The following is a 12,778-nucleotide window of genomic DNA, read 5'->3' as shown; positions in this document are numbered from 1 at the left end:
ACACTACTTGTCGGCATTTTCACCGCTGTCCACTCTGACTCATCTCCACTGCCCTGCCAAAAGCGTCACCGGCGCACGGCAGCGTCACCGGCGCACGACATGGCGCATCGCCGACGAAGATACTGGGTTCGTCGGCGACAAGTATTACTTGGCGACCCTGCGACGACGCTGAGAGCGCGGGGGCAGACCGGCAACGTAGGACTGGACCAGATGGTTCCAGCTGCAGGTGCGGCACACCTCGACGACGTGCACGGAGAACTCTTCGGCGCTGGCATCGAGGCGGGCGATCTCCTCGGCCGAGCGGGCCGATCCCGAGACCTGGCCCAGCCGTTCGCCGAACACCCAGGAGACCAACGTCACCTGTTCTTTGCGGCAGATCGGGCACAGCGTCGGGGTGGTACGCCCGTGGAACTTGGCGGCCCGCAGCAGATACGGGCCGGCGTCGCAGACCTCGGACACCGCGACCCGCCCGGAGTGCACCGCGGACAGCCGCGCTCGCCGCTGCAGGGCGTAGTCGACGATCTGGCGTTGCACGTGAACCAGGGTACGTGGTCCACCCGGACGACGTTGGCGTGACCGTCTCGGCCTGCCGTCCACCCGCTGTGCACCAACTCGACACTTTTTATATCGGTGCGATACATTGGGAAATGCATCGGCACGAGGTGTTGTTGCATCAGTGTCGGCGATACACGGAGCGAAGGGAGGCGTCGGTGCTCGAACTGGCGATCCTCGGTCTCCTCATCGAATCCCCGATGCACGGCTACGAGCTGCGCAAACGTCTCACCGGGCTGCTCGGTGCGTTTCGCGCGTTCTCCTACGGCTCGCTGTACCCGACGCTGCGTCGCATGCAGGCCGACGGCCTGATCGACGAGGCCAGCGCCCCGTCGGGGGCCAAGGTGCGTCGCGGACGCCGCGTCTATCAGCTCACCGACGCCGGCCGAGTCCGGTTCAACGAGCTCGTCGCCGACACCGGGCCGCAGAACTACACCGACGACGGCTTCGGCGTGCACCTGGCGTTCTTCAGCCGCACCCCGGCGGTGGCGCGGATGCGCATCCTCGAGGGCCGTCGCCGGCAGGTCGAGGAACGCCGCGAGGGACTGCGCGAACTCGTCGGACGCGCCACCGGCAGCTCCGACCGCTACACCCGGCAGATGCACGAACTCAGCCTCGAATCCAGCGAACGCGAGGTGCGCTGGCTCAACGAGCTGATCGCCGCGGAAGCCTCTGAGGCTCAGCCGCGGGCCGCCGAGGTACAGCCGAACCCCGCCGAATCGCAGCCGAGCGAGTCGGCCACCCCCACAGATTTCCCGCACGCCGCGTCGTCGACGACCGGTGCGCAGGGTCAGGAAGAAACCGAGCGTGACCAGCTCGGCCGAACCCCCGTGTCACAGCCCAGCGCTGCGACCCGACAAGAAAGAGGAGAACCCGACCATGGGTGAGCCCAATAAGGTGCGCGTGGCCATTGTGGGCGTAGGAAACTGCGCTTCATCCCTGGTCCAGGGCGTGCAGTACTACAAGGATGCCGACGAGAACTCGACCGTTCCCGGTCTGATGCACGTCACGTTCGGCCCCTACCACGTGCGTGACGTGGAGTTCGTCGCCGCGTTCGACGTCGACGCCAAGAAGGTCGGCTTCGACCTGTCCGACGCGATCTTCGCCAGCGAGAACAACACCATCAAGATCGCCGACGTGCCGCCGACCGGCGTCACCGTGCAGCGCGGCCACACCCTCGACGGCCTGGGCAAGTACTACCGCGAGACCATCACCGAGGCCGACGGCGACGGTGTCGACGTCGTGCAGATCCTCAAGGACGCCGAGGTCGACGTCCTGGTCAGCTACCTCCCGGTGGGTTCGGATCAGGCCGACAAGTTCTACGCCCAGTGCGCCATCGACGCGAAGGTCGCCTTCGTCAACGCCCTGCCGGTGTTCATCGCCTCCGACCCCGAGTGGGCCGAGAAGTTCCGTGCGGCCGGTGTGCCGATCGTCGGCGACGACATCAAGAGCCAGGTCGGCGCGACCATCACCCACCGCGTGATGGCCAAGCTGTTCGAGGATCGCGGCGTCGCCCTCGACCGCACCTACCAGCTCAACGTCGGCGGCAACATGGACTTCAAGAACATGCTCGAGCGTGAGCGTCTGGAGTCCAAGAAGGTCTCCAAGACCCAGGCCGTCACCTCCAACCTGACCGGCTCGCTCGCCGGCAAGGTCGAGGACAAGAACGTCCACATCGGACCGTCGGATCACGTCGAGTGGCTCGACGACCGCAAGTGGGCCTACGTCCGCCTCGAGGGTCGCGCCTTCGGTGACGTTCCGCTGAATCTGGAGTACAAGCTCGAGGTGTGGGACTCCCCCAACTCGGCCGGCATCATCATCGACGCCGTGCGTGCGGCCAAGATCGCCAAGGACCGCGGCCTCGGTGGCCCGATCCTGCCGGCCTCGGCCTACCTGATGAAGAGCCCGCCGGAGCAGATCGCCGACGACATCGCGCGTCAGCAGCTCGAGGCGTTCATCATCGGAGCCGACGCCTGACGAACTGACAGCCAATTCGGTTGTCCGCGAACATGATTGTCGCCCGCGAGTGAGTTCTCACTCGCGGGCGACGGTCGTTTCGGGGCGTGGATCGGTCGGCATTGTGCGCAGCGGCCGGGTGATCATCGACCGGGATGTGCGAGTGGCCGGGCCCTCACACCCGAAGTGCGCGATTGACTCCCACCACGTCGAAGGCCGTCGGATCGAAGCTCACCCCGGGCGGCAACCCGGCCCAGTTGCGGAGCTCCTCGTGGCGCCGATATGCCGGATCGTTGATCGCGGCGACGAGATCGGCCCACCCCGGCGGACCACCGGAATCCTCGAAAGGCGCTGTGCCGGAGCCGTCGAGGACCGCCGCGATGGGATCCTCATCGGTTTCCGGATCGATCGATTCGACGACGATGCGTACCTCCCAGCCGTCGCCGAAGTCGTACTCGTAGAACAGTTCCGCGCCGGGTTCACCGAGGAGGTCGCCGATGGACATGTCGTCCTCGGACTCGGTGCCCGGGGCCACGTCGTAGCCCCGCTCGAGTGCCTCACCGGGCATGTACCGATGGACGTGCCCCTCGCACGGTGAGGTGAACTGGTGTAGGTGGTGGTCCTGCCATCCCATCACCACCTGAAGGATCTGGTGCATGTCCGCGAGACCGACCATCGACGCGACCCGGACCCGACGCCACACCGGCGGATCGATGTCGGGCATATCCACACGCAATGTGAGCATGCCGGCCTCGGGCATCAGATCCGGATTCCACTCATCGGGAAATCCTTGCGACACAGCCGGTCTCAATTCCGGGGGAACGATGTAGCAGCCCTGGGCGTCGAGGGTGAGCCACCCATCGTCGACGATGTCGTGGAGGCGAAGACGCGCGATGGCGGTGGCAGTGCGCATGATCGGTTCGGCCGGTTCGCCGTCGAAGGAGTCCTTCGGGAACCGGATCGGCGTCATCCCCTGGTAGATCACCCGCGACACGATCATCGCGGCGGCAGGGTCGCTCGAGGTGCCGGCGAGGGTGTGGGCGACGTGCGCCGCCAGAGCTGCTCTCCGAAGATCGAGTCCATTTGAGCTGCGCCACAACTGCGCAGCGTGCCCCGGACGAACGCGCACCGTGTTCACCTCGATGAGGCCGAGAGCCTGTGCCAGCTCCCACAATTCGGAGAGTAGAGGATCCTGGCTCATCGACGTGACGGCACTGCCGAACCCCATGTCGAGATCGCGGACGAGGTCGGGAAGCAGCGCCGGCTTGAGCCACCGGTTCGCCGTGGTGGGTTTCTCCGTCCCGATCCATTCGAGCAGCACATCGAGGTGGCCGATGGTGCGGGTGGCCGTCAGAGCCGCGTACTCGTCTACGGCGTCCACCTCCGGGATGTCGGGGTGCCCCATCCCGGTGTGGTCTTCGATCCAGCCGTCGAGGGCGTCGAGCACGATGTCGGCGGAGACCGGCGTGCCGGTCCAGCGCGATGTCTGTACCAGGAAGTCGACGAACATCCGTGCTGCCAGGATCAGGTGCACCGCCGACGGGCCGTCATCCTGCTCGTCCATGTATTCGGCAAAGGAATAGGCGCGGTCGACGTCGTCGAGAACCCAGCTGGTCATCGAGAATGCGGGGCCGGTGCCCTCCAGCGCCCGGACCACCGCGAACGCGGAGAGGACCAGCCCCTCACGCTCGGCGTCGTCGTCCTGCCCGGTCTCGTCGAGCCACTCATCGAACGCGGGGAGCAGCCTCTCCACGTTCGCGCTGTCGCGTCGGATCGGTATGACGTTGCCGGCGCGGCGGTTGCCCCGCCTGCGGGACTTCTCGGTCCGCTTGGCACCGCGATTACCTTTGTCCTTGGAACCCATCGGGGAACATCGTAGTGCCTGATGGGACCGTTGACGACGGTGATCATCGGGTGCATTGCGGGGGCGAATCCTGCGGAGCTCACTGCGCGCGATGGCGGTGACGGGTTCGCGTTGTCGTTCTGCACCGTCGAGATAGCCTTGAGAGCGGCCGGGAGGTATGGATGATGGGCGATGTTCTCATTCGCGATGTGCCTGACGATGATCGACAAGTGAGCTCTCGCCCGATTCGGTCAAAGTCCCCACGAAGAGAACTGAAATCGAGAACGTGCGTTCCCACGCTCCCGACGTTTCGGCTTGACCGAACGTCGGTCGGGTGAACACCGATGAGTGGCGCGCTCACCACCGCCGACCGCGACCTCGGCCGCGGCGTTTGCGCTCACGGCGTTCCTCACGACGCCGATACTGCATGTGATCGAGCTCTTTCAGCCCCGCGCGCACACGGATGTAAAACTCTTCGGGCACAAACCATTTCCCGCCCTCGAAGCGGATCCACCCTTCGGCCACGAACTCGTCGAGGGCGGCCCGGACCCGGTTGGGGTCGGCGTAGAAGTCGGGGTCGTCCTCCGGCAACTCGTCAGGATCGAACTCCTCGAGTCGCGATTCGAAGTGCGCGACGTCGGGCGGGTTGGGGCCCAGCGCTTGGTGGACGAGATCGCGCAGCTGCTCTTCCTCTTTCGGAAAGAGCGCCGCACTGTTCGAGTCGAGGCGATAGGCGATCCAGTCCGCCATCGCCTCGCGGATGTCGCCGATCGGCGGTCGATCACCCCGCCACGTCGACGCCGCCGCACCGCGATGCACCTTTCCGCCTCCGGTGCTGATCAGATCGCGGCGTAGCGCGAATCGCCAGAGTTCGCCGGTGAGCGAGTCGGGCATCGGCAGATGCGCGTCGAGATCTTCCCTCTCGACGGCGAATCGCCCCTGCGGGTCGGTGTCGCGGCCCTTGCCGATCCACCGAAGCAATTCCAGCAGGCTGCGCATGGGTTCGACGGCGAGGTAGACCCGCCTCTCTTCCTCGATGACCTCGGGCAGGCGGTCAGTGATGGTGCGATCCAGCGCCTCCCGCGCATACGCCATCGATTCGGTGGTGCCCGTCCACTGCTCGTGGTCGCCGAGGAACACCAGCATCGTGTGGAGTCCCACGCCGAGCTCCCCACCGAACTCTGTGGTCGCAAGTGACTCGACCTGCATGGCGCGCTCGAGCTCGACCAGGAGATCGGCGTCGGCATGCGTCCACGCGGTCGGATCGAAGCCGGGATGTGCCGTGGCGGCCGCCCGGAAGGCGATCCGCAGGAGTCGCGTCACCTGGTCGGTGCGATCGGCGTCGAACTCGGGAATGGTGACCTTCACCCACTGTGCATGTGCGGCGAGCAGGTCGTCGAAGCGTGTGCGGTCTGCGGTCGAATCGTCCGGCATGGTGTTCGACGGTAGCGGGATCTGACCACGGCGTGCACGGAGCCGCGGTCGTCGACTGCTCGTTCCGTCTCAATCGACCACGTCGGCGGAGGAAGCCGGTGGATCAACCGAACACTGCTCCGGCCCGGCGATGTAGTGAAGCAGAGCCTCGTTCAGAAAACTCGCAGCTTCGGTGAATGGGCCGTCATCGTCCACGGACACGGTGTCGTGGATCGCCTTCACACCGTCGAAGGCTCCCACGAATACCGTTGCGGCAATAGCCGGATCGACGTTCGGTGAGACCGCTCCGATCTGCTGTGCCTCGCGAATCACTGTGGCCACCAGATCGATCCAACGATTCGTCAGTTCCGCCGCACGTCGATGGGTGGAATCCAGTTCCGTGAGATTGCGGGTCAACTTGGAGACCGACCAGGTATCGGGATCTCGACGGTGCACATCGACAATTGCCGGAAGCAGAGCGGCAAGTCTGGCAGAACCCGGGGCAATCGTACGAATGCTGTTGTCCACCGCGGTGATCCACGCTTCGTGTTTGGATTCCAGTACTGCGACCGCGAGTGCCTCCTTGCTCTCGAAGTGGAAGTACACCGCGCCCTTGGTCATACCCGTCGCAGCGACAATCTCGCTCATTCGCGCACGGTCGTAGGTACGAACAGCGAATATCCCGGCCGCGGTGTCGATGATGTGTTGCCTGGTGGCCGCCCCCTTCAGCGAGGGGCCGGGGGGTCTACCGGGCATGCGCGGTGACGCGTCGTCGCCCACCGTGCGCCTCCGTTCTGCGATCGCCCATTGCTACCGCCGTTCGAGAGTGTAATACTTGGACGTAATTATTAATACCGCGCGGTCGGTTTAATTAGGAGGTCCATTCGATGGTCAACTCGGCCACAGAACTGTTTTCCGGCAAGAGCGTTCTGATCACCGGCGCATCGTCGGGCATCGGACGGGCCTTCGCGTACCGGGCCGGAGCGGCCGGGGCATCCCTTGTCCTGGTCGCCCGACGGACCGAGACTCTGCACCGAATCGCCGACGAGCTGCGCCGCGAGTACGGGGCAGCTGTCGTCGTCCTCCCGAGTGATCTGGCCACCCCCGGCGCGGCCGTGCGGCTCTGGGAGGCACTCCGGGACCAAGACATCAGGATCGATGTGCTCGTCAACAACGCCGGTATCGGGATTCACGGTGACCTCGGCGCCGGTTCCGTAGCGGCCGTGACAACACAAACCCAGCTCAACATCACCACGCTGGCGGAGCTGACCGCGCTGGCGTTGCCGGACATGCTCGCCCGTGACGCCGGGACCGTGATCAACGTGGCCAGTACCGCCGCGTATCAACCGGTCCCACACATGGCGGTCTACGCGGCCACCAAGGCTTTCGTGCTGTCCTTCACCCGCGCGGTGTGGGCCGAAACCCGCAACACCGGTGTCCGGGTCCTCGCCGTGAGTCCCGGAGCAACAGACACGGAATTCTTCGATACCGCCGGCGACGACGCATCCCTCGGCAACCGTCGACACCCCGACGACGTCGTCGACAGCGCACTCGCCGGGTGGGCGCGCGGTACCCACAGCGTCGTTGACGGATGCTCCAACGCATGGCTCGCCAACCTCGCGCCCCGACTACCGATACGAGTCGCACTCACCGCCGCAGAGCGATCCGTCCGACCCAGCGCAACTACGTAACCCCATCTGCTGCAAGGAGTCCACCATGTTCATGCGTCAGTTCGCCGACGCCGCCGCAACCGCGGTCAACAATCACGACGCGCATGCGGTCGTCGCCCTGTGGGCCGAGCCCGCCACCTACACCTCACCGTTGACCGGCCCCCAAGAAGGTCTCGACGCACTCTACGCGCGCGAAATTGCCCTGTTCGAAGGCTTCCCCGATCTCCGGGCGACGATCACAGTGCTCGATGACCAGGGTCGCACCGGAACCATGCTCGTCCACTTCGACGGAACCCACGACGGAACCTATGCGGGGCACCCCGCCACCGGCCGCACCATATCCATGGAGATGATCGCCGTGGTCACCTTCGATGAGTCGGGGCACGTGACCGGCGAGCGCGTCTTCCTCGACAGCATCGACATCGCCACGGCATTCATCGATACGCAATAGCCGACTCGGCGCCAGACGCAGGCGCGAGATCGGGCGCTCCATTGATCGCGGCCGGCACGTAGCCGTTTGGGCAGATGACGTGGCCGGCCCGGATGTCGGTGGGCGTCGGTAGGCTCGCACTGTTTCTGATGGGCTCGGGTTCTGATGCGTTCGGGAGGAGTGCGGTCGTGGCGATGCGCTGGGGTCGGTCGCGGGCGGACAAGGCGGTCACCGAGTTCGCCGACGCCGCCCGGGCGGCGATCGCGGCCAATGGCGTCAGCACCCGTGATGCGTCGCTGCCCGATCGCGTCGCCCGCTACGTCATCGACGGGGACGACCTCGGGGTCATCGCGGCCATCCGAGCCGCCCACCGTGGGGGCTGGTCGTCCGACTGGAAGCCGTCTCAACGCGAGCCCCGACGCACGATGTACCGACTCCTCGACTCGGTACCGCCGGAGGTCGGGCTGCGCTGGGCGCACGTGCTCACCGCGTTCGGGCACTGGGGGCTGACCCTGGCGCCGATCGCCGGTGGCGACTGGGCCGAACTGCTGGTCGACGACATCGGCAAGTGCTTCCGGTGGGGCGCGCTGCAGGATCGCGAGCCACTCCCCTGCACCTACGCCGGAATCGAGGCGATCATCCTCGCCGGCGGTGGACGTCGCGGGGAACTGCTGGCCGCGATGTTCTCCTACAGCCCGCTGACCCCGCCGCAGGGAAACACCTTCGGCAGCTTCACCATAGGGCCGATCTCCCGCGCATACGCGGGCCTGTTCTCCGGGGCCCGATCCATCGTGTGCGCGATGAGTGACTACCGGCCATCGGTCGCCGCTCATGCAAGCGAATTGTCCGATCTGGCACTGCATCCGGGCAAGGGCGGACCCACCATCATCCAGTTGCTCGAGGCCCTCGACGACGACGGACTTCGCCCGTTCGCGCCGGCCATCGCGGAGTTCCTGACCGGCACCAACACCACCCTCGCCCTCTCCGCCGAGAAGTTGGCCGGTCGGTGCCCGGCGGCGGAACTGACTGCCGCGCTGCAGGACCGCGCGGTCGAGGGTGCGGGTGGGCAGCAGCTCCGCGCACTGCGCGCCCTCTGGAAGCTGGGGTCACGGAATGTCGAATCGGCGCAGGATACGCGTTCGTGGGCAATGGATTTCGTTGCCACCGCAACGTCGGCGGCCGCGAAGGCACTGGCGCGCGAATGGGCGGATCTGCCGGCCTACGGTCCGTCGCCGGGGTCGACCGCGTCGTCACCCCGGGCGAGAACCGGCACGCCCGGGGCGTGGCGGATCGAGATGACGCCGGAACTGCACACCGCGTTGCTGAGGTTCCAATCCGACATCAACGTCGAGGTCGACGCGAAGATCCGCGAATACGAGGCCAGCGAGTACCCGAAGATCCGTGCCGCCGCATCGAACTACCGGCACTTCAGCGACCGTGACCTCCGAGCCCTCATCGCGACGCTCGCCACGGCGGGCCCGCCATCACCGGAGGACACGCCTCGCGACATTCGGAAACGACAAGCACCGCGCGGGCTGGGCACGCTCGACACGCGCGCCATCGTGAACCTCAGCGGGACAGCCGAACTCACCGTCGAGGCCATGCTGACCGTACTGTCCTTCGTCGACTCCCTGCGGTATCCGGCCGGAGATCGGCGGCTGTCCTGGGAGGCCGTCAACTCACTGCGCGCCATCGCCGAACGATCCTGGAGCGGAGACCATCCCGGCCTCACCCTGACCCGGATTCGCGAACTTCTCGATCAGTTGGGCCTGGTCGGCAACGATCTCGTCTTCGACGCGTACTCGGGCTTCGCGCGTGGCCTTCCCGATGCGGCGGTGACCGACTTCGTCGAGTCGAACCTGTCGCGCTTCGCCGGATTGCTCAACGACCCGCCGAGCTACTACACCGACGACAGCAAGCCCTACCTCGCACTCGCCACCCTGCCGGCGCTGCCCGCCGATGTGGCCGACACGATGTATCGGGTGGCGCTCGGCACCAGCTCCCGCAATCGTGAACTGGCCCAAGACACCTTGGCCGACGACCCGCAGCGCACGGCCCGCCTCAACACCGCGCTGCGGGCAAGTGACGCCGACACCCGCGCCATCGCCGCCGCCTGGCTCGGCCGTAGCGGGACGCGCGACGACATCGCCGAGCTGGAGTCGGCGTATCACGCGGAGAAGACCGAGCGGGTGTCCCAGGCTCAGCTCGATGCCCTTGCCGCACTCGGGAATCCGCCATCGACCTATCTGAACCGGGACACCCTCACCGCGGCCGCCGCCACGGGGATGCGCAAGGGACCGGCGCCGCTGATCGCGTGGATCGACTGGGACACACTGCCACCGGTGCGGTGGTCGGGCACCGACGAGGTGGTCGACATCTCGATCCTGCAGTGGCTGCTGGGTTCCGCGGCCAAGCTCAAGTCGCCCGAACCCACGGTGGCGATCCGCTACTACTGCGCATTGTTCGATGCCGACGGTGCGGAGCGGTTCGGTGATCACCTGCTGAACGTCTGGATCGACGTCGACCATCAGGGCGGCTTCGGCGGGCAGTCCGTCTCGGCGGTCAAATGCAAAGGGCTGCTCGCTATTTGCGCGGCCACCTGCCGGGCGAACGCCGCACCGATCGCCGAACAGGAGATCCGCGGACGCTACGGGTACGCCGCGTCGCAGTGCCGATCACTGCTGGGCATGCTGGCGTGGATCGACCAACCCAACGCCATTCAGCTCGTGCTGTCCATATCGACCAAGTTCCGTACCAAGGGAATTCAGGACGAGGCCCGCAAACAGGTCGACGCACTGGCAGCCCGGCGTGGCTGGACCCGCGCGGAGTTGGCGGATCGGACGGTACCCGACGCGGGATTCGGCGCCGACGGCACGCTGGTGCTCGACTACGGCCCCCGGCAGTTCACGGCCCGCATCGGCGACGACCTCAAGCTCTACCTGTCCGGCCCGGACGGCAAACCGGTCAAGGCACTTCCCGCTCCCCGCGTCACCGACGACGATGCCCGGGTCGCGGAGGCCAAACGTCTCCTGAGCGGGGCCCGCAAGGCGGTCAAGACCCTTGTTCCCCAACAGGTTGCCCGTCTCGAGGAGGCGATGTACGCCGAGCGGTCCTGGCCGGTGGACGATTGGGAACGCTACCTGCATCGGCATCCCATCGTCGCCATCCTGTGCCGACGGCTGGTGTGGGCCGAACTCACCGCCGACGGAACCCTCCGGCGGACCTTCCGCCCACTCGACGACGGGACGCTCACCGACTCCGACGACGACGAGGTGACACTGGACCCGGAGTCGCACGTCACGGTGGTGCGCCCGGGACTCCTCGACGGTGCGCTCACCGAAGCATGGCGCACGCACCTGTCCGACTACGAGGTGACGCCGCTGTTCGATCAGCTCGGCGAACGCTACGAGCCCGCCGCCGATCACGATTCGGCGCAGACGCTGACCGCGTTCGAGGGGCACCTGTTGGAGGCCTTCACCCTGCGGTCGATGGCCCGCAAGCTCGGCTACACCCGCGGCGAGACCGGTGACGGCGGCGTCTTCTTCGACTACGTCAAGACCTATCCGTCACTGGGACTTGTTGCGGTGCTGGGGTTCTCCGGAAGCCAGCTCCCCGAGGAGAACACCACCGTCGCGCTCACCGAGATGTCCTACCGCAGTGTCGAGGATGGTTCCCCGGTCCCGCTGCGCGACGTGCCGGTCCTGCTGCTCGGCGCCGGCCATCGTGATCTCGCCGCGACCGCCGCGGCGGGGCCGGGTTACGACCCGAACTGGCGAACGAAGGTGAACTACGCATGAGCACATCGCCGCAGGGCACCGGATCGGTGGTACGGGCACCGGCCGAGGAGATCTACGCCGATCAACTCGCCCGGCTCGCCGAGAACGACGCCCATCCCCGACCCGCCGGATGGACACTGTCACCGAAGGCCGTGCGGGACTTCATCATCGGCAACCCCCGACTGGACATCGCGCCGAAGTTCCTCGGCGACAACGCCCTCGTCGAACGATGCATCGTGACCCTGATGAGCAATCGGGCGCTGCTACTGGTCGGTGAGCCCGGAACGGCGAAATCGATGCTGTCGGAACTGTTGTCGGCGGCGATCAGCGGGACGTCGGGGCTGGTGGTGCAGGGCAGCACCGGGACCACCGAAGACAAGATGCTGTACTCCTGGAACTACGCGCTCCTGCTCGCCGAAGGGCCGTCGCGACAGGCATTGGTGCCCGGGCCCCTCTACAGTGCGATGGCGTCCGGGGCGATGTGCCGCTTCGAGGAGGTCACGCGGGTGCAGCCGGAGATCTCCGACTCGCTGATCGGCGTGTTGTCCGAGAAGGTCATTCACGTTCCCGAGCTCGACAACGACGACGGGCACCTGCTGGCGCAGCAGGGCTTCAACGTGATCGCCACCGCCAACCTGCGTGACCGCGGCGTGCACGAGATGTCCAGTGCACTCAAACGGCGGTTCAATTTCGAGACGGTGCAACCCATCCGGGACCGCGAGGTGGCGGCGCAACTCATCACCGCCCAGACCGCCGGGCTCCTTGACGCGGCCGGCGTCGACACCCGGCTGGTCCCCGACGTGGTGGGTCTGCTGGTGGAGGTGTTCGACGATCTCCGATCCGGCCGGACCGCCGACGGGGTGGCCGTCGAGAAACCCGCCGCGGTGATGTCGGCGGCCGAGGCGGTCGCGGTCGGCTATTCGGCGGCACTCGACGCCCACTATTTCGGGGACGGCACCGTGGGCGGCGAGCATGTCGCACGGCAACTCATCGGCACCGTCCTCAAGGACAATGCCGACGACGCCTCGAAACTCGATCAGTACTTCGACGTCGTGGTTCGTGGCCGGGCGAAGAAGCAGAAGACGTGGTCGGCGGCGCTGGCCGCGCACCGAGAGTTCCGGCGCTGACGGCCTCCGGA

At 66.6% G+C, this 12,778-nt stretch carries 10 protein-coding genes; 6 read left to right on the top strand and 4 right to left on the bottom strand.

Going from position 1 to position 12,778, the window contains the following annotated elements:
* Positions 1 to 144 precede the first annotated feature (144 nt).
* Positions 145 to 534 carry a DUF5318 family protein gene (locus ABLE92_RS22090; protein ID WP_348806947.1) on the bottom strand — a complete coding sequence of 130 codons (390 nt, stop codon included), beginning with the start codon at positions 532 to 534 and terminating at the stop codon, positions 145 to 147.
* A gap of 176 nt (positions 535 to 710) precedes the next feature.
* Between ABLE92_RS22090 and ABLE92_RS22085 the strand changes: the two genes are divergently transcribed.
* Entirely contained in the window at positions 711 to 1,439 is a 729-nt protein-coding gene (locus ABLE92_RS22085) for a PadR family transcriptional regulator (protein WP_348806946.1), read from the top strand.
* A complete protein-coding gene (locus ABLE92_RS22080; protein ID WP_348806945.1) occupies positions 1,432 to 2,529 on the top strand; it encodes an inositol-3-phosphate synthase in 1,098 nt (365 codons plus the stop codon). Before ABLE92_RS22085 ends, ABLE92_RS22080 begins: the two co-directional genes overlap by 8 nt.
* Before the next feature lie 154 nt (positions 2,530 to 2,683).
* Here ABLE92_RS22080 and ABLE92_RS22075 read toward each other — a convergent pair whose 3' ends face one another.
* The 3 genes from ABLE92_RS22075 to ABLE92_RS22065 form a co-directional block, all read right to left on the bottom strand.
* On the bottom strand, positions 2,684 to 4,372 hold the full coding sequence (locus ABLE92_RS22075) for a plasmid pRiA4b ORF-3 family protein (protein ID WP_348806944.1): 1,689 nt from the start codon (positions 4,370 to 4,372) through the stop codon (positions 2,684 to 2,686).
* Between the two features lie 336 nt (positions 4,373 to 4,708).
* Positions 4,709 to 5,785: a hypothetical protein gene (locus tag ABLE92_RS22070; RefSeq protein WP_348806943.1), complete on the bottom strand. Its 1,077-nt coding sequence runs from the start codon at positions 5,783 to 5,785 to the stop codon at positions 4,709 to 4,711.
* A gap of 69 nt (positions 5,786 to 5,854) precedes the next feature.
* On the bottom strand, positions 5,855 to 6,520 hold the full coding sequence (locus ABLE92_RS22065; RefSeq protein WP_348806970.1) for a TetR family transcriptional regulator: 666 nt from the start codon (positions 6,518 to 6,520) through the stop codon (positions 5,855 to 5,857).
* A 131-nt stretch (positions 6,521 to 6,651) separates the two neighbouring features.
* Between ABLE92_RS22065 and ABLE92_RS22060 the strand changes: the two genes are divergently transcribed.
* The 4 genes from ABLE92_RS22060 to ABLE92_RS22045 all read left to right on the top strand — a co-directional run bounded on the left by ABLE92_RS22060 (position 6,652) and on the right by ABLE92_RS22045 (position 12,767).
* Positions 6,652 to 7,455, top strand: a complete 804-nt coding sequence (locus ABLE92_RS22060) for an SDR family NAD(P)-dependent oxidoreductase (RefSeq protein ID WP_348806942.1) — start codon at positions 6,652 to 6,654, stop codon at positions 7,453 to 7,455.
* A gap of 25 nt (positions 7,456 to 7,480) precedes the next feature.
* Positions 7,481 to 7,885 carry an ester cyclase gene (locus ABLE92_RS22055; protein WP_348806941.1) on the top strand — a complete coding sequence of 135 codons (405 nt, stop codon included), beginning with the start codon at positions 7,481 to 7,483 and terminating at the stop codon, positions 7,883 to 7,885.
* A gap of 173 nt (positions 7,886 to 8,058) precedes the next feature.
* Complete coding sequence (locus ABLE92_RS22050) at positions 8,059 to 11,661, top strand: DUF4132 domain-containing protein (RefSeq protein WP_348806969.1); 3,603 nt, start codon at positions 8,059 to 8,061, stop codon at positions 11,659 to 11,661.
* The gene (locus ABLE92_RS22045) at positions 11,658 to 12,767 is read left to right on the top strand and encodes an ATP-binding protein (protein ID WP_348806940.1); all 1,110 of its coding nucleotides are present in this window, start codon (positions 11,658 to 11,660) and stop codon (positions 12,765 to 12,767) included. Before ABLE92_RS22050 ends, ABLE92_RS22045 begins: the two co-directional genes overlap by 4 nt.
* Positions 12,768 to 12,778: the final 11 nt, after the last annotated feature.

Source organism: Gordonia oleivorans (genome assembly GCF_040044975.1).
GTDB lineage: Bacteria > Actinomycetota > Actinomycetes > Mycobacteriales > Mycobacteriaceae > Gordonia > Gordonia oleivorans.
The sequence above is the reverse complement of the archived record's forward strand: the minus strand, read 5'-3'. Positions and strand labels throughout refer to the sequence as shown.

Bases quoted from the DNA above. Each gene is read 5' to 3' on its own strand.
- ABLE92_RS22055 (WP_348806941.1), top strand. From the start codon at position 7,481: ATGTTCATGCGTCAGTTCGCCGACGCCGCCGCAACCGCGGTCAACAAT.
- ABLE92_RS22065 (WP_348806970.1), bottom strand. From the start codon at position 6,520: ATGCCCGGTAGACCCCCCGGCCCCTCGCTGAAGGGGGCGGCCACCAGG.
- ABLE92_RS22045 (WP_348806940.1), top strand. From the start codon at position 11,658: ATGAGCACATCGCCGCAGGGCACCGGATCGGTGGTACGGGCACCGGCC.
- ABLE92_RS22075 (WP_348806944.1), bottom strand. From the start codon at position 4,372: ATGGGTTCCAAGGACAAAGGTAATCGCGGTGCCAAGCGGACCGAGAAG.
- ABLE92_RS22080 (WP_348806945.1), top strand. From the start codon at position 1,432: ATGGGTGAGCCCAATAAGGTGCGCGTGGCCATTGTGGGCGTAGGAAAC.
- ABLE92_RS22070 (WP_348806943.1), bottom strand. From the start codon at position 5,785: ATGCCGGACGATTCGACCGCAGACCGCACACGCTTCGACGACCTGCTC.
- ABLE92_RS22050 (WP_348806969.1), top strand. From the start codon at position 8,059: ATGCGCTGGGGTCGGTCGCGGGCGGACAAGGCGGTCACCGAGTTCGCC.
- ABLE92_RS22060 (WP_348806942.1), top strand. From the start codon at position 6,652: ATGGTCAACTCGGCCACAGAACTGTTTTCCGGCAAGAGCGTTCTGATC.